Raw genomic sequence first — 21676 nt, forward strand, 5'->3', positions numbered from 1 at the left:
GCAAACCGTGACAGCGGTCGAAATGGCTGGGTTTGTGGGCCAGCCTGAACACCACCGCTGCGCATAAACAGCGTCCAGAAATCCCCCAACGCGCCACTCTCGACAGGGCGTTTAGTGGGCCCGTTTTTTGGCCCAGTAAGCCATAAAGTTGATCGCTTCACGATCGACGCCGCGTTCACCAATCAGGTGACGACGTAATAACTTCACTACGGTCGACTCGGCGGCGACCCAGCCGTAAAACTCGCTGTTGCGGGCCTGAGCGCGATCCCACAGTAATTCGCCTTCTGCCTCTTCCTGTACGTCCTGCTGATGACCGCCATCAGGCACCTTAACCCGGGATTTTATCGCCTCGACCAGGCATTCGCCGTGTGAGGCAAAAGCGGGTTTGCGCGGCAGCCAGGTGATGTCGGCAAATGCATAAGCCTGTAAACCGACGCAATCCTCCGCATCCGGGACTTCAAAAAACGCCTGCACTTGCGGCGGATTTTGCTGCCGGGACAGTTTTTCCAGGATGCCTTTCGCCGCGGGTAACGCGGTTTCATCGGCAATCAGTAACGCGTTGCGCAGCGCGTCCGGCGGCGTCCATTCATATCCGCCGCTGTCAGATGCATAGGCCGCATTAGGCGCAACGATCACCAGGCTGTCACCCGGCTGGGCGTTGATCGCCCAGGCTGATGCCGGGCCTTCGGTTCCGTGGCTGACAAACTCGATGGTGAGTTCCTGCTGGTCAGGATCGAGATGGCGCAGCGTATAGGTGCGCAACAGGGGACGCTGCTCTTTTGGCAGCGACAGAATGGTCTGATACCACTCACCGTTGTCAGGGAGCGTGGGCATGCTGCCATCTTCGGCAGGCAGCAAAATTTTAATTCGCTGGTCAGGCGCATCAGATTTCATCTGTGCGATGTCGGGGCCATTAAACACCAGGCTCAGCATAGAGGGAGAAAGATGACGCTTGCGTGCCAGTTTTACGTCAAACAGGCGGTAGCTATGGACTTCAGCCATCGTCGTTCCTTTTAGTTAATAAGCCGATAAGGTGGAGCGGCGGCGTGCGCGCCAGATCAACGCTGACATCGCCATAAACAGCAGGGCAGCAGCGAAGGCGGCACCGATCAGCGCTGTCTCGCCATGCGACTGCGACACCAGTGGCACCAGCAGCGCGCATAATCCGTAGCCTAAGGTATGGCTGGTGGCTATCCAGCCTGCCCCCGCGCCGTCTGCCAGCTTGTCATTTAACAGCAGCTGATAGGCTGGCGTGCCCAGTGCAGCACCAAACGAAAGCAAGGCGCAGCCGGTATAAAACAGCCAGAGCGGCGTGCTCAGCATCATTCCCAGCCCCAGAGACATCAACAGCCCTGCGCTCAGCAACAGCGCAAGCGGCGTCAGTAACTGAGGGCGCAACACCGTGAACTGCGCGCCGAGTGAGGCGATCGCCGCCACGCTCAGAAGCCAGGCTACCTGATGGCTAATCGCGGCGGTATCACCAACAAACTGTCTTGCCAGCGCCGGGGACAGGCCCAACTGCATCAGGCTCACCGTTGCCGCCAGCAGCAGAGCGCACAGCAGATAGGGCAGACAGTCGATGCGTAGCCGGGCATTGTTACGCGCCACGGCCGGTTGCGGCGCGTTACCGCGCAAAGGCAGTAACATCATCAGCGCCAGCAACGGCGCAACCACTAACAGTACCAAGGGGGCAAGTGGATGAATCACTAACATTCCGGCGGCACACAGCGGGCCAAACAGCCTGCCACAGCTCAGGCCGGAACTGATGGTGGCGAGTGCCGTCATGCGCTTACCTTCACCGGCCCGGTGTAGCGCCCATACCTGGCACGCCGGCACCATTGCCGACACCATCAGGCCATAAATAACCCGGGCAATAATTAGTATGCCTAATCCAATCGAGGGGCTAATGGACTGCGTGGAAAGAAGCGTACAGCCGATGCCCAGCAGCAAAAAACTGGCGCCATAACCGGCCAGTGACCACAGCACGACCGGTTTACTTCCCACGCGTGCGATCTGTTTTCCCCACCATGGCGAAGAGGGCAAAAACAGCATTGAGCCAAGCGTTAACAGTCCTGCCCACACCGACAGGCTCAGACTGGTCTGCGCAACCAGCATCGGGATAGCCACCAGCAAACCATTCTGGCCGATGCCCAGCAATCCGGCGCTTATCGCTAAGGGCCAGTTAGATAAGGCTTTTTGCGGCGTCGCGGTCAGTTCAAGAGATGTCACGATGTTGCTAACCCGTATCTTTGTTGTATGTATTTGTAAAATTTATTCCGCCAATTCTAACAATTGTCGTTGATAATGAGAACTGTTATCGGCAGAATTCGCATTATCATAACGCCTGGAAATTGTTTGATAATGATTCAATCAACACACGAGGGAGCCTGGGATGTGGCAGCACAGTGCTTCCTGAATTCCCTGATCCGTGAAACCAAGGACTGGCAACTCAGCCAGGGTGAACCCGTAGAATTAGTGATTCCGTTGGACGATGAGAAGGCCCTACACTTTAAGGTGGCTTACTTTTCTCCCACCCAGCACCACCGTTTTGCTTTCCCGGCCCGACTGGTCACGCATCGCGACAGCCAGCCAGTGGCGTTCGCGACCGTTGCCAGACTGATTGTCGATAAGCTGCAAAACCAGCAGCAGCTGCCCGCCGCTGGCTGTGAGGCGTTTTACCAGCGTGTTATGGAAAGTCACGCCCATACCGGTGAGGCAATCGCTGCCCGTCATGACTGGAACGGCCTGCGTGAGCAAGCCCTGAACTTTGCCGAGGCCGAGCAGGCACTGCTGGTCGGGCACGCCTTCCATCCGGCACCCAAGTCACACGAACCCTTTACGCAACCGCAGGCCGAACGCTACCTGCCTGATTTTGCGCCACATTTCCCGTTACGCTGGTTCGCGGTGGATAAAGACCACCTGGCGGGCGACAGTCTGCAACTGACTTTACAGCAGCGCCTGATGCGCTTTGCGGCCGAAAACGCGCCGCAGTTACTGCATGCGCTGACCGATCGGCAGTGGCTGTTCCCGCTCCATCCCTGGCAGGCGGACTATCTGCTCCAGCAGACCTGGTGTCAGCAACTGGTGGAGAAAGGCCTGGTGACTGACCTGGGGGAGGCCGGTGCGCCCTGGCTGCCCACCACGTCATCGCGTTCGCTGTACTGTGCGACCAGCCGGGACATGATCAAGTTTTCCCTGAGCGTGCGGCTGACTAACTCCGTCCGCACCCTGTCGGTGAAAGAGGTCAAACGCGGCATGCGGCTGGCGCGCCTGGCGCAGACCGAACGCTGGCAGGACATGCAGGCGCGTTTCCCGACGTTTCGTGTCATGCAGGAAGATGGCTGGGCCGGACTGCGCGATGCGCAGGGCAGGATCATGGAAGAGAGCCTGTTCGCGCTGCGTGAAAACCTGATTGTCGACAGGCCGCAGAGCCAGACCAACGTGCTGGTTTCCCTGACGCAGTCCGCGCCGGACGGCGGCGACTCACTGCTGTCTGCGGCGGTGAAACGTCTGAGCCAGCGTCTGAACATCAGCGAAAAACAGGCCGCCCATGCCTGGGTCGACGCCTACTGCCAGCAGGTGCTGAAACCGCTGTTCACTGCGGAAGCTGATTACGGTCTGGTGCTGTTAGCCCATCAGCAAAATATCCTGGTGGAGATGGCGCAGGATCTGCCGGTTGGCCTGATCTATCGCGACTGCCAGGGCAGCGCCTTTATGCCACATGCCGCAGGCTGGCTGGACGTGATTGGCGAAGCGCAGGCGGAAAACGTCTTTAGCCGCGAACAGCTGCTGCGCTATTTCCCCTACTACCTGTTAGTGAACTCCACCTTTGCCGTGACGGCCGCACTGGGTGCGGCAGGCATGGACAGCGAAGCCCATCTGATGGCACGGGTACGTGACGCGTTAAGCGCGCTACGAAACGAGGTGACGCACACGGACTGCCTTGACTACGTGCTGACAAGCCCGCACTGGAACGTCAAAGGCAATTTCTTCTGCTACCTGCACGATCACAATGAAAACACCATCGTCGATCCCTCGGTGATCTACTTTGACTTCATCAACCCACTGCTGTCTCAGGAGCGCTAAATGTCTCAGGCAAAGATTGTTCATAGTGGCCACGGCCTGCGCTGCGAAAAGTCAGGCAACACGTTGAATCTCGGCTGGGGACAGGACAACAGTGCGGTGCTGCATTTTTCCGGTCCGCTTGCCGAAGGCTGGCTGCGTGAGGCGCTGGACCAGATGTTTATCGCGGCCCCGCAGCTTTCCGCCGTGGTGCTGCCCTTCGCAGAATGGCGCGAAGAACCACAGGCGCTGGCGCTGTTTGACGCACTAAAGAGCGATATCGTGCATCGCGATATGTTCTGGCAACTGCCGCTGTGGCTGTCTGCCCCGCGTCAGCAGGCCTCCGGCGAGATGACGTTTGATGCCGAGCGTGAGATCTGTTTTCCCCAGCGCCCGCCGCGCCCCAACGGCGAAGTTTATCGCCGTTACGATCCGCGCGTGCGCCGTACGCTGAGTTTTCGCGTAGCCGATCCTGCCCGGGACGCAGAGGCGTTCACCCGCTGGATGAACGATCCGCGCGTAGATTATTTCTGGGAGCTGAGCGGATCGCTGGCGGTGCAGACCGCCTACCTTGAACGCCAGCTGACCAGCAGTTATGCCTTTCCGCTGATTGGCTGCTTTGATGATGAGCCTTTTAGCTACTTTGAAATCTACTGGGCGGCAGAAGACCGCATCGGACGGCACTACAGCTGGCAGCCATACGATCGCGGTTTGCATCTGCTGGTGGGTGAGCCGCAGTGGCGCGGGCCGCACTTTGTGCAGAGTTGGCTGCGCGGCATCAGTCACTATCTGCTGCTGGACAACCCACAAACCCAGCGCCTGGTGCTGGAACCCCGGGCCGATAATCAGCGCCTGTTCCGCCATCTGGCACCGGCGGGCTACAGCACCGTGAAAGAGTTTGATTTTCCGCACAAGCGCTCCCGGCTGGTCATGACCCAGCGCGCGCGTTTCTTCGGCGAGGTGGGCCTGTGATGAATCAGCACGCATGGGACGCCGTTAACCGTCAGCTGGTCGCGAAAATGCTGGCTGAGCTGGAGTACGAGCAGGTCTTTCAGGCGCAGCCTCAGGGCGAGAACCGTTACTGCATCAGCCTGCCGGGAGCCGAGTGGCACTTCACCGCCGAACGGGGCATTTGGGGCTGGTTATGGATCGATGCGCAGAGCCTGCGCTGTGCGGAGGAGCCGATACTGGCTCAGACGCTGCTGTATCAGCTGAAGCCGGTGCTGTCGATGAGCGATGCAACGGTGGCGGAACATATGCAGGATCTCTATGCCACGTTGCGCGGCGATCTTCAGCTTATGCAGGCACGTCAGGGCCTGGATGCGAACGCGCTCATTGATATGGATGCCGACCGCCTGCAGTGCCTGCTAAGCGGTCATCCTAAGTTTGCCTTCAATAAAGGCCGTCGGGGATGGGGACAAGAGGCGCTGGAGCGCTATGCACCCGAATACCTGAATACCTTCCGCCTGCACTGGCTGGCAGTGAAGCGTGACCATATGGTCTGGCGCTGCGACAGCGCGCTGGATCTCCAGCAGTTGCTACATGCCGCGATGGACAGCGGTGAATATGCGCGTTTCACTCAGGCCTGGCAGGACCAGGGGCTGGACGACAGCTGGCTGCCGTTACCGGTTCATCCCTGGCAGTGGCAGCAAAAAATTGCCCTCGATTTTGTGGCGGATCTGGCGACAGGCAAGATGGTCTCGCTGGGAGAATTTGGCGATCGCTGGCTGGCGCAGCAGTCACTGCGCACGCTGACCAACGCCAGTCGTCAGGGCGGGCTGGATATTAAACTGCCGCTCACCATTTACAACACCTCCTGCTATCGCGGTATTCCGGGCAAATACATCGCCGCAGGCCCGCTGGCATCCCGCTGGCTACAAAACGTCTTTGCCACGGACACGACGCTGCAGCAAAGCGGGGCGGTGATCCTGGGTGAACCTGCCGCCGGTTATGTTTCCCATCAGGCTTACGGCGCGTTGGCCGAAGCCCCGTATCGCTACCAGGAAATGCTGGGCGTGATCTGGCGCGAAAACCCCTCACGCTGGCTGCACCCGGACGAAACGCCAATCCTGATGGCAACGCTGATGGAGTGCGATGAGAACCATCAGCCGCTCATCGGGGCTTACATTGCCCGCTCTGGCCTGAGCGCAGAAGCCTGGTTACGTCAGATGTTTCGCGTCTCTGTGGTGCCGCTTTATCACCTGTTGTGCCGTTATGGCGTAGCGCTGATCGCACACGGGCAAAATATTACGCTGGCGATGAAGGACGGTGTGCCTCAGCGCGTGTTGCTGAAAGATTTTCAGGGCGATATGCGGCTGGTGAAGGACGATTTTCCAGAGATGGATTCTCTGCCTCAGGACGTCCGCGATGTGACGGCACGCCTGAGCGCTGACTATTTGATTCATGACTTGCAGACCGGCCATTTTGTCACGGTCCTGCGGTTTATTTCGCCGTTAATGGCGCGCCTTGGCGTACCAGAACGACGCTTTTACCAACTGCTTGCCGCAGTGTTGAGCGACTATATGCAGGACCATCCGCAACTGTCGGCGCGTTTTGCGCTTTTCTCACTCTTCAAGCCACAAATCATTCGTGTAGTGCTGAATCCGGTAAAACTCACCTGGCCCGATCAGGACGGCGGAAGCCGTATGTTGCCCAATTACCTGGAAAATTTGCAAAACCCGCTGTGGCTGGTCACCAAGGACTGAATCATGACAAACACTGTTGATTTTATTGGCGTTGGCATTGGCCCGTTCAACCTGAGTATCGCGGCGCTGGCTCACGAGGCACAAGGGTTCACCAGCCAGTTTTTAGACAGTCGCCCCGATTTTGCCTGGCATCCCGGCATGCTGGTCCCGGACTGCCATATGCAGACCTCGTTCTTAAAAGATCTGGTGTCGGCGGTCGCGCCCACCAGCCCGTTCAGCTTTGTGAACTACCTGGTCAAGCGTAAAAAGTTTTACCGCTTTATGACCACCGAATTGCGCACCGTTTCAAGGGATGAGTTTTCCGACTATCTGCGCTGGGCCGCCGAAGGCATGAATAACCTGCGCTTTAATCAGACGGTAGAACGCATCGATTTTGACGACGCGAATAAACGTTTTGTGATTCACAGCAACGGCGGCGAAAGCTATGCCCGCAACATCTGCCTGGGCATTGGCAAGCAGCCCTACCTGCCGCCCTGCGTGAACCGCATCAGCGCCACCTGCTTCCATGCCAGCGAAATGAGCCTGCGCAAGCCCGACCTGCGCGGCAAGCGTGTGGCGGTGATCGGCGGCGGTCAGAGCGGTGCCGATCTGTTCCTCAACGCCTTCCGGGGCGAGTGGGGCGAACCGGCTGAGGTCAGCTGGGTATCACGCCGCAACAATTTCAATGCCCTGGATGAAGCCGCTTTCGCCAACGAATACTTCACCCCAGAGTACGTTTCCAGCTTTGTCGGCCTGAACGAGCCTGCCCGACAGAAAATGCTGGCTGAACAAAAGATGACTTCGGATGGCATTACGGCTGAGTCCCTGCTGACGATTTATCGCGAGCTGTATCACCGCTTTGAAGTGCAGCGACTGCCGCGCAATGCCCATTTGCTGCCGAGCCGTTCGGTGATTGAACTCAACAGCCATCATCAGGGCTGGCAGCTCCAGTTACAGCATCAGCTCGATCAGGGTTACGACCTGATCGACTGTGATGTAGTGATTTTTGCCACCGGCTATCGCCCGGCGCTGCCGGAACTGCTCTCTCCGCTGATGAGTCGCCTGACCATGAAAGACGAGTGCACGTTCAGCGTGCGTGAGGACTTCACGCTTGAGTGGAACGGGCCAAAAGACAATAACATCTTTGCGGTGAACGCCAGTATGCAGACTCACGGTATTGCTGAACCACAGCTCAGCCTGATGGCCTGGCGCTCCGCCCGTATTCTGAATCGCGCACTGGGGCGTGATTTGTTCGATCTCAGCACGCCGCCCGCTCTGATCCAGTGGCGCAGCGTCAGCCGGGAAAAACCGCAGCATGGCGCTGCTTCTACCAAAAACTATACCGAGTCCTTGGGGTAAGTCTTAACCTCGCACGCAGGAACGATGATGAAAGCTAAAAACAAGAATATCTGGCTGCTCAATCCGCTGCTGTTAGCCATGATGGCACCGGCGGTTGCACAGCAAACCAGCGAAAATGAAATGGTCGTTTCGGCCAGTCGTACGCACCGTACGGTGGCTGACATGGCCCAAACCACCTGGGTAATTGAGGGGGCCGAACTGGAGCAGCAAGTCCAGGGCGGCAAAGAGTTTAAAGATGCGCTGGCGCAGCTGGTGCCGGGTCTGGACGTCAGTAGCCAGGGCCGAACCAACTACGGCATGAACATGCGTGGCCGCGCGATTGTGGTGCTGGTGGACGGCGTTCGCCTCAACTCTTCACGCACAGACAGTCGCCAGCTGGATTCGATCGATCCCTTCAACATCGATCACATTGAGGTGATCTCGGGGTCGACTTCCCTGTACGGCGGTGGCAGTACCGGTGGTCTGATCAACATCGTGACCAAGAAAGGCCAGCCGGGCACGCAGTTTGAGTTTGAAACCGGCACCAAAACCGGCTTTAACAGCAGTAAAGATCACGACGAACGCGTGGCGGGCGCTATCTCTGGCGGTAATGACCGCGCCTCGGGACGGCTGTCTGTCGCTTATCAGAAGTTTGGTGGCTGGTATGACGGCAACGGCGATTCGGTTCTGCTGGATAATACCCAGACGGGGCTGCAATATTCCGACCGTCTGGATGTGATGGGCACCGGGACGCTGGAAATTGATGACCACCAGCAACTGCAACTGGTAACGCAATACTATAAGAGCCAGGGTGACGATGATTATGGTCTGAATCTGGGCAGAAACTTTTCGGCAGTAACCGGTAACGGCAACGCCTACACCAGTAAAGGGCTGGACTCGGACCGTATTCCCGGCACCGAGCGCCACCTTGTCAGCCTGCAGTACTCCAATACCGATTTCCTCGGTCAGGAGCTGGTGGGGCAGGTTTATTACCGGGACGAGTCACTGACGTTTTATCCGTTCCCAACCGTTTCTGGCGGACGCGTGACCAGTTTCTCCTCCTCAGAGCAGAACACCGATCAATATGGTGGCAAGCTGGCGATAACCAGTAAGCCCGTCGATGGGCTGGCGTTAACCTACGGTGTGGACGCCGATCACGAGCGTTTCAACGCTAACCAGATGTTCTTTGATTTGGGCCAGTCGGCAGCCTCGGGCGGGCTGAACAATCAGAGCATCTACACGACCGGTCGCTATCCGGGTTATGACATTACCAACCTGGCGACCTTCCTGCAGTCCAGCTACGACATTAATGATACCTTCACGCTGAGTGGCGGCGTGCGCTATCAGTACACCGAAAACAAGGTGGATGACTTTGTTGGTTATGCGCAGCAGCAGGCGATTGCCAACGGCACCGCCCGTTCAGCCGATGCGATTCCGGGTGGCTCAACCGATTACGATAATTTCCTGTATAACGCCGGTATCCTGATGCATATCACGGAGCGGCAGCAGGCCTGGTTTAACTTCTCGCAAGGCGTTGAACTGCCGGACCCGGGTAAATATTACGGACGCGGCACCTATGGTCGGGCGGTTAACGGCAATCTTCCGCTGATCAACAGCGTCAACGTGGATGCCAGCAAATTGCAGGGCATCAAAGTCGATTCATGGGAGCTGGGCTGGCGCTATACCGGTGACAATCTGCGCACGCAGCTCAGCGCCTATTATTCGCTCTCAGACAAGAGTGTTCAGCAGAATCAGGATCTGACCATCAGCGTCGTTGACGATAAGCGTCGGATTTATGGTGTTGAAGGTGCCGTGGATTACTTTATCCCGGATACCAACTGGAGCACCGGCGCGAACTTCAATGTGCTGAAGACCGAGTCGAAAGTGGATGGCAGCTGGCGAAAATATGACGTGAAAGTCGCCAGTCCGTCGAAAGCAACCGCCTATGTTGGCTGGTCGCCCGATCCCTGGAGCCTGAAAGTCCAGAGCACCACCTCGTTTAATCTGAGCGATGATGCGGGCTATAACATTAACGGCTACACCACCGTTGATTTGATTGGCAGCTATGAGTTGCCCGTCGGCAAGCTGAGCTTTAGCGTTGAGAACCTGCTGGACCGCGACTACACCACGGTGTGGGGACAGCGCGCACCACTGTTCTACAGCCCTACCTATGGTTCACCGTCTCAGTACCAGTACAAAGGCCGCGGTCGCACCTTTGGTCTGAACTACTCCGTGCTGTTCTGATTCCTGCTTCTGTGCCCGGCACCGTCCGGGCCTGTTTTTTACATTCTTTCCCCTTTATCACAACAGGTTGCGACACAATAAAGTTAGCTACCTAATGAATTGTGTAATATTTCATCGTCAGATGCCGATAGTAGAAACATCCTCTACACAATGTTTCCTCTACATCAGGTGAATAAAGCTATGACCATTACCCAGAGACTGTTTCTGACCTTCTCGTTGCTAGCCGCCTCACTGGCTGCCTTAGCCGTGGTCGCTATCCTGGTCGTGACCGGCTTTCAGTCACGCTTTGACTATGTTCAGCAAAATACCATTCCGTCGATTATCGACCTGAACAAGCTGGTGGACAGCAGTCATGCACTAACGCTGCTACTGTACCGACACCAGAGTGCCACCGATCCCCGTAAGCAGGCACAGTTCGAAAAAGATATTGGTTCGGCGATAAACGACTTAAAGAAACTTAACCAGTATTACCTGGAACACGATATCTCTAATGCTGAAGATAAGTCGTTAACTGAACAGGCCTTTGGCACGATTAAAAACATCGAAACCAGACTGCCGGAATTTTTAGCCGGTTCCCGTGCACAAAACGATGCCGTTTCCCTCGGCGCTATTCAGAGCGACAGCGGAGTTGGACAGGCGGTACGCGATCTGATGAAGGGATATCAGAAGCAACTGGCGCTGAATGTGGCTATCGGTGAGGCGTACAGTAAGGAAAACGGCAAGGCGTATCAGAAAACCCTGTGGGGCATGTCAGGGGGATCGATAGCGATTATCCTGCTGCTCGGCGCGTTTTCGGTTAAGACGATTTTCAGCATCCGTCGTCAGCTTAACGCCATTCGCGCCACCATGGAACACGCCAGTGAGCGGCTTGATCTGACGCTGCGCGCAGACGATTCACGTCGTGACGAGATTGGCTTAACCGCCAGGGCTTACAACCTCCTGGTGAACAACGTAGCGCAGTCGCTGTCATCGGTTGAGCAGGCGTCCCACTCGGTCAGTTCTGCCTCGTCCCAGATTTCAGCCGGTAACGACGATCTCTCTTCCCGCACGGAACAGCAGGCGGCGTCGCTGGAGGAAACGGCGGCCAGCATGTCTGAACTGAGTGAAACCGTACGCCAGACCGCCGAAAACACCCGACTCGCCAGCCAGCTATCCAAAAACGCGCGTGAAATCTCGGAGGACAGCTCAGGCAAAGTCAAAACGATGCTGGGCACCATGACCGATATCAGAAGCAGCTCGGCGAAAATCAACGACATCATTGCATTGATTGAAGGTGTGGCCTTCCAGACGAATATTCTGGCGCTGAATGCGGCAGTTGAAGCGGCCCGGGCGGGTGAGCAGGGACGCGGTTTTGCCGTAGTAGCCGGTGAGGTGCGTAATCTGGCACAGCGTTCATCTTCTTCTGCCCGTGAGATCAAAGCGTTAATCGAGTCATCGATGCGCTACGTAGCAACCGGTGCCGCGCAGGCTGAAGAAGTCGGACAGAATATGAACCGGATGAACGATGCCGTGCGCCAGGTCAACGATCTGGTGGATGAAATTGCGGTAGCGGCCCAGGAGCAGTCGCAGGGCATTGGTCAGGTGCATGAAGCCGTCAACCAGATGGACAGCGTGACCCAGCAAAACGCCGCACTGGTGGAACAGGCTTCTGCCGCCGCGCGTTCGTTAACCGAACAATCCACTTCGCTGCAACAGCTGGTGGCTGCCTTTACTATCCATCCTGCCCAGGTTGTCATGGATAAGCGTCCACCTTTCACCGTGACGGCTGCGCCCGTGCTTAAGCGCCCACAGCTTGCGGCAGCCGGTGCCGGTGCGCAGGAAGACAACTGGCAGAGCTTCTGATAGCGAAAAAAACAGTGGCCCGTTAAAAGGCCACTGTTTGCCGCAGGCTATGAACTTTTGTGCAGCGTCAGCGGCGTCGATAACCAGCGGGCGACGCGCTTACCTGCCTTAATGGCGGGCTTTTCTATCCAGAAAAACATCACTGACGCCAGCGCCACGCTGATGCTGATGGACAACACAAAGATCATAAAATTATCCGTCCAGGCTTTATCGGCCAGGCTGTTCATCAGCAATATCATGAGCGGGTAATGGATGAGATAGAGCGAATAAGAGATATCACCAAAGAAAATCAGCGCACGGTTATGACCCCTTTCGCTACGGTAACCGAGCATCACCGTGATGCTCATAATGGCCGCGGCCAGCCAGAAACCCCCGTGCAGGCCAAACGGCTGCGGCCCAATCATCAGCGCCGTCGCGAATGCCAGCACCAGCCCGACCTGCAGTATTCTGCGCCCCTGAGGCGTCAGCTCAGGCAGCTTCTGCTTCACGATTAACTCCGCCAGCATCATGCCTAAGATAAACTCCATGCAAATGGTATTGCTGATGAGTTTGATCCACGCCTGCCACCAGTGCGTCACCGCCATATGGGGCGATACCTGGGATGAAAAATCAAAACTGCCGTTGTAATAGAGCTGAAAACCCACGCTGGAGGCGAGAAAAATCAGCGCACACAAATAGCTACGATAGCGGTAGTTGATGCACATCGCGACGGTGAACACGGCGTAAAACAGGATTTCGTAGGACAGCGTCCAGGGCGGACCCAATGCGCTAAACCCAAAGGTCGGGCCGGGACTGCTGTAATCCTGCAGACAGAAATAGAGCGCGCAGGACATGTCCTGAAGTGAACGATCGTGGTAAACCACCACGAACGAGAGCAGCCAGACCACGAAGAATACCGGCCAGATGCGGAAAAAGCGTTTCACCATGAACGAGGTCGGGGCTTCGTTAAACTGGTGGGTAATAAAGGTCATGATGAAGCCGCTGATAATAAAGAACACGTCCACGCCCAGCGCGCCGGGAATGTGCCGGGTCCAGTGGCCTTCTAACAGCGATGAGTTGTGTGCCAGCACCACGAGTAACGCAGCGAGACCGCGCAGATACTGGATTGAGACGATTTTCATGAGCGTTACAGGCCTGTCGGTTTACTCAATAACGGCGATCGCCTAAGCGAGCCGATTAGGGTTAAGCGTAGGCCGTATTGTAAAAACGACTTAATGATTATCAACCCTCATTTACAGGTGGGGTAAAATAATTAACGCGGATTTCGGTTATTTTGCGGAAGATGAGGCTGATATCGCAGTAGTTTGGCGCACAGGATAAAATGTGCGCCGCAGGGATTTCAGAGGGTTCTTAACTAAAGGTTATGTCTGGCGCCCCGGTCTTGCGCTCAGAGAGGCTGGCGTCGCCGGGCCTGTTCACAGAAGGCGCGTCTGAATATCTCTATCGTCCACATCCAGAGAATATGCCCCAGGGTTTCTGACGCGATTTCCGCGAGCGGCAGGTGCCATAACGCCGGTGCCCAGCCGTTCATCGGCAGTATTACGCCGTGAAACGCCAGCGTGATGACGATGGCGAAAGCGACACCCTGGCCCAGGGTGACTGCCGGGACGATCTCCGCGAGTGCGCAGTAGAGCAGAGCAAAGAAAATGGAGAACAGGTGATGTACACCGGCAATGCCCCAGTTCACCACGTGATCGGAATAGTGATAAACCAGGCTGCTGACGTTGATCCCCATATCATGCAGCATCTCAGCAGGCGGAATCGCCCTGTCAGGCGTTCTGGGTGGAAAGGGATTTTCGGTTCCCCATTTTACAAAACTGGCGACATTGCCGCCGCAAAATCCTGCCCACAGCGCCAGACCATAATGCCGGTCGGCAGGGGATGTCAGATGAAACAACCTGTTCATAGTCAACCGCTCCTGCTGAGTGTGATAAAAAAACGTGAATTACTGACCGTAATAGGCATTCGCCCCATGCTTTCGGAGAAAGTGCTTGTCCAGCAGGGGCTGCTGCATGTGCGTGATACCGGGCGTCAGCTGGCGGGAGAAAATGCCCATATAGGCGATCTCTTCCAGCACCACCGCGTTGTGCACCGCGTTGTCGGCGTCTTTCCCCCAGGCGAATGGCCCGTGAGCGTTAACCAACACGGCGGGGATCGCGACCGGACTGATACCACGCGTGCGGAAGGCTTCGATGATCACTTCGCCGGTATTGTGTTCGTAATCGTGGGCGATTTCGGCCTCCGTCATCAGTCGGGTGCAGGGAATCGCGCCGTAGAAATAGTCAGCATGGGTGGTGCCCCAGGCGGGCAGATCCTGACCGGCCTGTGCCCAGATGGTGGCGTGGCGCGAATGGGTGTGCACAATGCCACCAATATCGTCAAAGGCCCGGTAGAGCGCCAGGTGCGTCGCGGTATCTGATGAGGGCTTTTTGCTGCCGTCCACCACCCGTCCGCTCTCCAGTTCCACCACGACAATGTCGTCCACTGTCATACCGTCATAGTCCACGCCGGACGGCTTGATCGCCACCAGGCCCTGGGCGCGATCGACAGCGCTAACGTTGCCCCAGGTAAAGGTCACCAGTTGATGGCGCGGCAGCGCCAGGTTGGCGGCCAGCACCTGCTCTTTCATTGCGGCTATGCTCATACTAAACCTCCTTCCTGCATTTTCTGTTCAATCCAGCGCCGGGCCTGGACGATTTCGGCAACCGGTTCTTCGGCTTTTTCTGTCCACATTTCAATCAGGAACGACCCGCGATAGTTCAGTGCTTTGAGCGTGCGGAACACGCCGACAAAGTCGACGCAGCCTTGACCAAAGGGCACGTCACGAAACTGTCCTGGTGAGCTTGCGGTCACGGGTTGAGTATCTTTCAAATGAATGGCGGCGATGCGGTCAATGCCCAGGGTCAGCTCGGCGGTCACATCGTTGCCCCAGGCGCTGAGATTGCCCACATCCGGATACACGGAAAACCACGGTGAAGCCTGCTGCTGCTCCCAGACTTTCCACTTGCTGATGGCGTTCATAAACTCGGTGTCCATGATCTCAACCGCCAGCATCACCTGGGCCGCGGCGGCGCGCTGCACCGCGCGTGACAGCCCTTCGGCAAAGCGCGCCACGGTGCTTTCATCGTGGGGTTCGTAATACACGTCGTAACCCGCCAGCTGAATCGTGCGGATACCGACGTCCTTTGCCAGCTGGATAGCCCGATCGATCAGATCGTCCGCGCGCTGGCGGATCGCCGGATCGTGACTGCCAAAGGGAAAGCGGCGGTGTCCCGACAGGCACATGGAAGGAATGGTGACGCCGGTTTCAATCGTGGCATTCACCAGCGACAGCCGCTGCTCTTTGCTCCAGTTCAGGCGCGCCAGCCGCGCGTCGGTTTCGTCCACCGACATTTCCACAAAATCAAAACCACAGGCTTTTGCCAGCGCCAGGCGTTCAGGCCAGGTGAGGTTCGCGGGCAGGGCTTTCTCGTAAATACCTAACGGATGCTGGTGTTTCATACGGTTCCCCAAATGCTGGCAATGGCCTGATGGAATTCTGCGGCGCGCTGGATGCCGCTGGCGGGATCGCTGAGGGCGCGTCCGGCGATAAACGCCTTAACGTCAACGTCTTTAAATTGTGAAAGATCCTGAGGCGTAATCCCGCCGGTGATGGAGAGGGCGAAACCCAAATCGGATAAGGCTTTCATGGTATCCAGGTCGTGCTGATTCCACTGCTGACCGCTGGCCTGCGCATCCCGGCCACGGTGATAAATGGCCTGTTTTAGCCCCAGTTGCCGCCATTTTCGCGCATCATCCAGCGTCCAGTTGCCAAACAGTTCAATCTGAATATCGCCCTGGTGCTGCTGTGCCACCTCCAGCGCGCTGGCAAAGGTCGCCAGCGGGGCGGCACAGATGACCGTCATCCAGCTTGCGCCCGCCGTAAAGGCCATGTCTGCCAGGGCGCCGCCGGCATCCGCCACTTTATAGTCAGCCACCAGGGTTTTCTCCGGGTGCTGCTGGCGCAGACGGCGCACGGCTTCCACCCCACAGCTCAGGCATAGCAGCGTACCGGCCTCAATGATATCCACGTGTGGGTGCAGCTGTTGTGCGGTACTCAGCGCCGCCTCCAGCTCGGTATGATCCAGCGCCAGCTGGAGTAAGGGCAGGCTCATAAGGTGGCTCCTTGTGCATCACTCAGGACGCGGATCAGATGCTGATAACGCTGATACTTCTGCTGATAACGGGCATGTCTTGTGCTGTCTGGCTGCCAGGTCACGATATCCGGCGCTAAGGCCTGCTGCGCCTGTTGCAGCGAGGCGTAAGCGCCCGTCCCGGTTAGCGCGACCAGGGCCGCACCCAGACAGCCGCTTTCGCTGATCTGCGGCACTTCTACCGTCAGGCCGCTGGCATCGGCAAACATCTGCATCCAGGGGGCGGATCGCGTGGGACCGCCGCTCAGACGCAGGGCGGTGACCTGAGGAAAGCGTTGCAGAATGCGGTTCAGATGCGTCAGGTGGGAAAACACCACACCTTCGTAGATGGCCTGCACCAGATGGGCGCGGGTGTGACCCGCCTGTAGGCCAAAGAAGCTGCCGTGCAGATCGGCCCCGGCGTTGGTGCCGTACAAAAAAGGCAGAAACAGCAGCGCGTTGCTGGCGGGTTCGAGATCCGTGACCCACTGGTTTAACAGCTGGTAGTCGCTGATGCCCCACTGCTCACAGAACCATTCCAGGTTGGCCGCCGAGGTCGGGCTGGCTTCATGGATCAGGTACTGGCCCTCGATGGCATAACGGCCATAAACGTAGGGATAGTCTGTTTCATCGCGGATGCAGTCGGTAATGCCGCTGGTTACCGACCAGGTGCCCATCACCGCGTTCAGGCGCGTTGCGTCATTCAGTCCCGCACACAGGGCAGTGGACATCACGTCAAACAGACCACCGACCACGGGCGTACCGGGCAGCAAACCGCATGCGGCGGCAGCCTGCGAGGTGACATAGCCGGCAATCTGCGTCGACCCAATAATCGGGGGCAGCGCGGGAACGATTTCGCTGATATCCAGCATCTCAGCCAACGCCGGCGACCAGTCGGCGGCCTGCATGTCGTACAGATTGGATTCCGAGATATTGGTTTCTTCACAGGCCAGCTCACCGGTCAGACAGAAACGCAGATAGTCGTGGGCCATCAGCACGCTACCAATCGCGGCATAGCGCTGCGGCTGATGCTGCTTTAGCCAGCGCAGGAGTGAAACCGGATGGCCGGTCCACAGCGTCTGTCGGGTGAGCGGGTAGAGCTGCTGCGGCAGGCCTTCCTGCTGCCACTGTTGGACCAGGCTCAGGGCGCGACGATCCGAAGATAAGATGCCATTCCCCAGTGGATTGCGATCTTTATCCAGCAGAAACAGCCCTTTACCCTGAGCAGAGATGCCTAATCCAGCGACGTCGGCGGCATCCTGACCGCTACTGGTCAGGACCTCGCGAATCACCGCTGCCGCTTGCTGCCAGAGCAGCGTCATATCGCGTTCAGCATAACCCGGCTCAGGCACCAGTATCGGCAGGTTTTGCCGTGCAACGGCCAGCTCGCGGCCCTGCATATCGTACAGCCCGGCTTTAATAAAGGTGCCGCCACAGTCCAGTCCCAGCCAGCGTTTCATACCGCCTCCCGTTTCGCAGAATCACAGCGGGCAGGCAGCGTCATGGCCAGCAGCGCCGCCAGCGCCAGCGAAATGGCAAGGCTGTAAACCCCGGCATCTTTGCTGTAGAACGCAATCAGCATGCCGACCATATAAGGCCCGCAGAAGCCGCCAAGGTTGCCCAGCGCGTTGATCAGGCCGCGCGCTCCGCCCGCGACCTCGGCATTGAACAGACGCGGCGGAATACTCCAGAACACGCCCGCCGCAGACTGAATAAAGACGCCACAGCCCACCAGCGCCGCGTAGGACCACCAGATGTGTGCTTTAAGCAATACCGACAGCGCCATGCACAGCGCAAAGCCGGCCAGTGGCAGCGCGACAAACAGCTTGCGCCGGCCGGTTGCATCCGACAGAACAGAGAACAGAAACATGCCGAAGATCGCCCCGACATAGGGCAATATGGCCAGCATACCGACCTGTTCGACGTTGCCGTGGGTCAGCTCTTTCAGAATGGTGGGCAACCACAGGGTGTAACCGTAAATACCGGTCTGATAGAAAAAATTGACCAGAATCAGCCGCCACATCACGGGCTCGCGCATGACCCGCAGCAGAGAGGCATTACGCACGTTCTGCCCTTTGATCATCAGCTGCTCGTTGTGCAGGGTGGTGATCAGATACTGCTTTTCAGCCGGAGAAATCCACGTCGCTTCCTGCGGCCGGTTGCTGATGGTGAAATGCCACAGGGCCATGACCACCAGCGATAATGCGCCTTCCACGTAAAACAGCATGCGCCAGTCCCAGGCGGTAATGATCCAGCCGGAGAGCGGGGCGGTAATGATCCCGGCGATCGGCACAAACATGATCACAATGGCATTGGCGCGACCGCGTTCGGCATCCGGGAACCAGTTGCCGATCATCGTCAGCACCACCGGCAACATGCCGCCTTCGGCGATCCCTAACGCGAAGCGCAGTGCCAGCAGTTGATACTGACTGGTTGCCATACCGGTCAGCATCGAGATGATCGCCCAGGCCAGCAGTGACCAGCCGATAAAGCGTTTGCCATTGCCATACACGGCCAGCTTGCCGCCCGGCACCTGTAAAAAAAGATAACCAATAAAGAAAATGCCGCCCGCCAGTCCAGCCATCGACGCGCTGATGCCCAGTTCGGCGTCCATGCCGCCCGGCATGGCAAAGGCAATATTGACCCGATCCATATAAGAAATGATGCAGGTGATCAGGATGGGTGGAATGATCCTTAGCCAGCGCAGGGCGGGGATCTTCTCACGATTAACGGCGGTCGATGTCAGACTCATGGCATTCCTCCTTGCCTAAACCAGATCGCGGGTGGGGATCTTGACCACCACTTTGCGAATCGGTCCGGGCTTGCCCACCGCGCAATTTGGACGGTGAATATCCTGCGGGAAAAACACGGCGAAGGTGCCTGGCAGCATGCGCACCAGGGTTTCTTCCGGCGCGTGCTGGTAAAAAATAATGTCGCGCTCGCTGTCGTAAGGCTGATGCACCGGTAAATCCACGGGCTGCGTGGCGACGCCGATGACTTCTTCCCCTGCCACCAGATACTGCACATCAATATGCTGGCGATGCGCTTCCGGGTAGTTCTCTTCAGGCGCGGCGGTGTGCAGATCCAGTACCTGCATGGTCCAGCCCGTTTCGCTGTCCTGGTAACGTCCCGCAGCCATAATGGTCAGGTCGTGGCGGGCGAGACAGGCGATCGCTTTGGCAATCGCCGGGGGATAGTGACGCGGGTCGGTGTTCGCAATATGTCCGGTGATCATGGTTTCCCCCTTACAGCGCCTGAATACGCGCCCAGATGCGATCGTCCACTGGAATACCAAGACGCTGGTTTTCAGCCCGCAACGGCGGAAACTTATCGCCGGGCAGGCGAATGGCCTGCTCGCTGTCGGCGCGTTCAGCGTTGATAATCGATGCCCGGATACGGTCGAGCTTGTGCTGGCGGGTTTCACCATCAATGAGCCGGTCGACATCAATCGCGATAAAGACCTGCGAGATGCCGAATTCATCGCCGTTGTCATGTGTCACTTCGGTGACGGAGGCACCGTTGGAGAGCAGGGTGGCCAGCATGTCCAGCACGACCGACAGCGCGGAGCCTTTCCAGTAACCCATAGGTAAGATGCGGCGGTTTTGCTCAAGGGTGGCCGGATCGCGGGTGTAATTGCCTTCATCATCAAATCCGCCATCGACCGGCAGGCTTTTACCGGCCAGACGGTTCACTTCCAGCATGCCGTAGGAGAACATCGACATCGACATATCCACCATGGTGATCGGCTCGCCCGGCACGGCGATGATCAGCGGGTTAGTCCCGATCGCCCCACTTTTCGCGCCCCAGGGCGGCATCACGGCAATAGAATTCGTCCAGCAAATGCCCACAAAGCCCTTTTCCGCCGCCTGCCAGCCGTAACTGCCGCCGCGCATCCAGTGATTGGCATTACGCAGCGCCACCAGCCCAATCCCGTGGTCGGATGCCACGGCCATGGCGCGTTCCATCATACTGTGCGCGGTGATGTTGCCGATGGCACGCTGGGCATCCCATTGCTCGATCGCGCCCAGCGACAGGACTTTTTGCGGCTCGGCGTCGGGAACGATATGGCCCGCGTCCAGTTGCTGAATAAAACGTGGGAAGCGGTTTACGCCGTGGGAATACACGCCGTTGAGGCTGGTTTCGGTAAACATATGCGCACAGGCTTCGGCTTTATCCTGGGGCACGTTACGACTCGTGAGTACGCGGAGAAACTCCTCATACAACTGCTGATAGCTGATTCTCATACGACTGATACTCCCAGCGTTGCCGCTTATTTCATAATGTGGAATGTCATTTCAACTAAATGCTATGGGGAAAAGACAGGGCAGTCAAAGAAATGACTGAAAAATTAATCATTAAAAATCATGTAGTTATATTTATTGCTGGCTTTTGTGATCTCAGGCTTATTTGCCAGATTTTGCCCACAGAGGGGCCGGTCAGCCACAGACGCGCTGACCTGACAGGTCCTTCTTGCCGTTCTGCCTGCGCAGCCGGTTTAGCGCAACGTTACCCGGTAGAGCGAGGTGTTGGCTGTGATATAGAGTTCATGATTATCCGGTCCACCAAGCGTGCAGTTGGATACCGTCTCAGGGATCGGGATTTTGCCTTTACGCGCCCCCTGAGCGTCAAAAATAATCACGCCGTCCGCGCAGCTACAGTAAATGTCCCCGTTGGCATCGACACAAAAGCCGTCCGGGAAGCCCGGCGTGACATCGGCAAAAAATTTCCCCGGCGACAGTTCCCGTCCTTCAACCTGGTAAACCCGGAGCTGATGGCGTCCCAGCGTCGGGAAGTCCACCACCGACATATCGGCCACATAAAGCAGGCTCTCATCGGGTGAGAATGCCAGCCCGTTAGGGCGCTGCAGATCGCTGGCCGCAATACTGAGCTGCCCGCTGACGGGATCAAAACAGTAGAGATAGCAGCCGATGACCTGGCTGGGGGCCAGATAGCCTTCGTGATCGTTAACGATCCCGTAAGGCGGATCGGTAAACCAGATGGTGCCGTCAGAACGGATCGCCAGATCGTTGGGCGAGTTAAAGCGTTTGCCCTCGACTTTGTCGATCAACACGTTGACCGTGCCGTCTGATTCGGTCCGGCTGATAGCCCGGCGGCCATGTTCGCAACTGACGACGCGTCCCTGACTGTCCCGGGCATTGCCGTTGGCATAGTTAGCATGATGACGCCAGATGCTGAGCTCGCCGTTGCGCTGCCAGCAGTACATGCGGTTGCCTTTCACATCGCTGAACACCACCGCATCGAGCTGCGGCAGCCATACCGGGCCTTCGGCCCAGATGGCAGGGGAACACAGTTTTTCTACCTGCATGCTGCTGG

At 57.5% G+C, this 21676-nt stretch carries 18 protein-coding genes; 6 read left to right on the plus strand and 12 right to left on the minus strand.

Features of this window, described 5'->3' with window-relative positions; all coding sequences use genetic code 11:
- Positions 1-111: 111 nt before the first annotated feature.
- The gene (locus tag A6A26_RS06965) at positions 112-1002 is read right to left on the minus strand and encodes a siderophore-interacting protein (protein WP_063878067.1); all 891 of its coding nucleotides are present in this window, start codon (positions 1000-1002) and stop codon (positions 112-114) included.
- A 15-nt stretch (positions 1003-1017) separates the two neighbouring features.
- Positions 1018-2229 (minus strand): MFS transporter, encoded by a 1212-nt coding sequence (locus tag A6A26_RS06970; RefSeq protein WP_063878068.1) that lies wholly within the window; start codon positions 2227-2229, stop codon positions 1018-1020.
- A gap of 132 nt (positions 2230-2361) precedes the next feature.
- Here A6A26_RS06970 and iucA point away from each other — a divergent pair, with 132 nt between their 5' ends.
- The 6 genes from iucA (at position 2362) to A6A26_RS07000 (ending at position 12170) form a co-directional block, all read left to right on the plus strand.
- Positions 2362-4086 carry an aerobactin synthase IucA gene (gene iucA, locus A6A26_RS06975; protein ID WP_063878069.1) on the plus strand — a complete coding sequence of 575 codons (1725 nt, stop codon included), beginning with the start codon at positions 2362-2364 and terminating at the stop codon, positions 4084-4086.
- Positions 4087-5034, plus strand: a complete 948-nt coding sequence (gene iucB / locus A6A26_RS06980) for a GNAT family N-acetyltransferase (RefSeq protein ID WP_063878070.1) — start codon at positions 4087-4089, stop codon at positions 5032-5034.
- Entirely contained in the window at positions 5034-6767 is a 1734-nt protein-coding gene (iucC, locus tag A6A26_RS06985; RefSeq protein WP_063878071.1) for an aerobactin synthase IucC, read from the plus strand. The genes iucB and iucC overlap by 1 nt, the downstream gene beginning before the upstream one ends.
- A gap of 3 nt (positions 6768-6770) precedes the next feature.
- Entirely contained in the window at positions 6771-8105 is a 1335-nt protein-coding gene (gene iucD, locus A6A26_RS06990; protein WP_063878072.1) for an NADPH-dependent L-lysine N(6)-monooxygenase, read from the plus strand.
- A 27-nt stretch (positions 8106-8132) separates the two neighbouring features.
- A complete protein-coding gene (gene iutA, locus A6A26_RS06995; protein ID WP_082875157.1) occupies positions 8133-10328 on the plus strand; it encodes a ferric aerobactin receptor IutA in 2196 nt (731 codons plus the stop codon).
- 180 nt (positions 10329-10508) lie between these two features.
- On the plus strand, positions 10509-12170 hold the full coding sequence (locus A6A26_RS07000) for a methyl-accepting chemotaxis protein (RefSeq protein WP_063878074.1): 1662 nt from the start codon (positions 10509-10511) through the stop codon (positions 12168-12170).
- A 47-nt stretch (positions 12171-12217) separates the two neighbouring features.
- Here A6A26_RS07000 and A6A26_RS07005 read toward each other — a convergent pair whose 3' ends face one another.
- From A6A26_RS07005 to A6A26_RS07050, 10 genes are all read right to left on the minus strand, one after another.
- Positions 12218-13291, minus strand: coding sequence for an acyltransferase family protein (locus A6A26_RS07005; RefSeq protein WP_063878075.1), 1074 nt, complete (start codon positions 13289-13291; stop codon positions 12218-12220).
- 266 nt (positions 13292-13557) lie between these two features.
- Positions 13558-14076 (minus strand): YagU family protein, encoded by a 519-nt coding sequence (locus A6A26_RS07010; protein WP_063878076.1) that lies wholly within the window; start codon positions 14074-14076, stop codon positions 13558-13560.
- A 39-nt stretch (positions 14077-14115) separates the two neighbouring features.
- A complete protein-coding gene (gene araD, locus A6A26_RS07015) occupies positions 14116-14814 on the minus strand; it encodes an L-ribulose-5-phosphate 4-epimerase (RefSeq protein ID WP_063878077.1) in 699 nt (232 codons plus the stop codon).
- Positions 14811-15671, minus strand: coding sequence for an L-ribulose-5-phosphate 3-epimerase (locus A6A26_RS07020; RefSeq protein WP_063878078.1), 861 nt, complete (start codon positions 15669-15671; stop codon positions 14811-14813). The genes araD and A6A26_RS07020 overlap by 4 nt, the downstream gene beginning before the upstream one ends.
- A complete protein-coding gene (ulaD, locus tag A6A26_RS07025; RefSeq protein WP_063878079.1) occupies positions 15668-16324 on the minus strand; it encodes a 3-keto-L-gulonate-6-phosphate decarboxylase UlaD in 657 nt (218 codons plus the stop codon). Before ulaD ends, A6A26_RS07020 begins: the two co-directional genes overlap by 4 nt.
- A complete protein-coding gene (locus A6A26_RS07030) occupies positions 16321-17802 on the minus strand; it encodes an FGGY-family carbohydrate kinase (protein ID WP_063878080.1) in 1482 nt (493 codons plus the stop codon). Before A6A26_RS07030 ends, ulaD begins: the two co-directional genes overlap by 4 nt.
- Positions 17799-19094 carry an MFS transporter gene (locus A6A26_RS07035; RefSeq protein WP_063878081.1) on the minus strand — a complete coding sequence of 432 codons (1296 nt, stop codon included), beginning with the start codon at positions 19092-19094 and terminating at the stop codon, positions 17799-17801. The genes A6A26_RS07030 and A6A26_RS07035 overlap by 4 nt, the downstream gene beginning before the upstream one ends.
- Before the next feature lie 15 nt (positions 19095-19109).
- Positions 19110-19577: a NanQ anomerase/TabA/YiaL family protein gene (locus tag A6A26_RS07040; RefSeq protein ID WP_063878082.1), complete on the minus strand. Its 468-nt coding sequence runs from the start codon at positions 19575-19577 to the stop codon at positions 19110-19112.
- Between the two features lie 10 nt (positions 19578-19587).
- Positions 19588-20586: a 3-dehydro-L-gulonate 2-dehydrogenase gene (yiaK, locus tag A6A26_RS07045; RefSeq protein ID WP_063878083.1), complete on the minus strand. Its 999-nt coding sequence runs from the start codon at positions 20584-20586 to the stop codon at positions 19588-19590.
- 251 nt (positions 20587-20837) lie between these two features.
- Entirely contained in the window at positions 20838-21668 is an 831-nt protein-coding gene (locus tag A6A26_RS07050; protein WP_063878084.1) for an SMP-30/gluconolactonase/LRE family protein, read from the minus strand.
- Positions 21669-21676: the final 8 nt, after the last annotated feature.

The organism is Pantoea sp. OXWO6B1 (genome assembly GCF_001641135.1).
GTDB classification, from domain to species: domain Bacteria; phylum Pseudomonadota; class Gammaproteobacteria; order Enterobacterales; family Enterobacteriaceae; genus Pantoea; species Pantoea allii.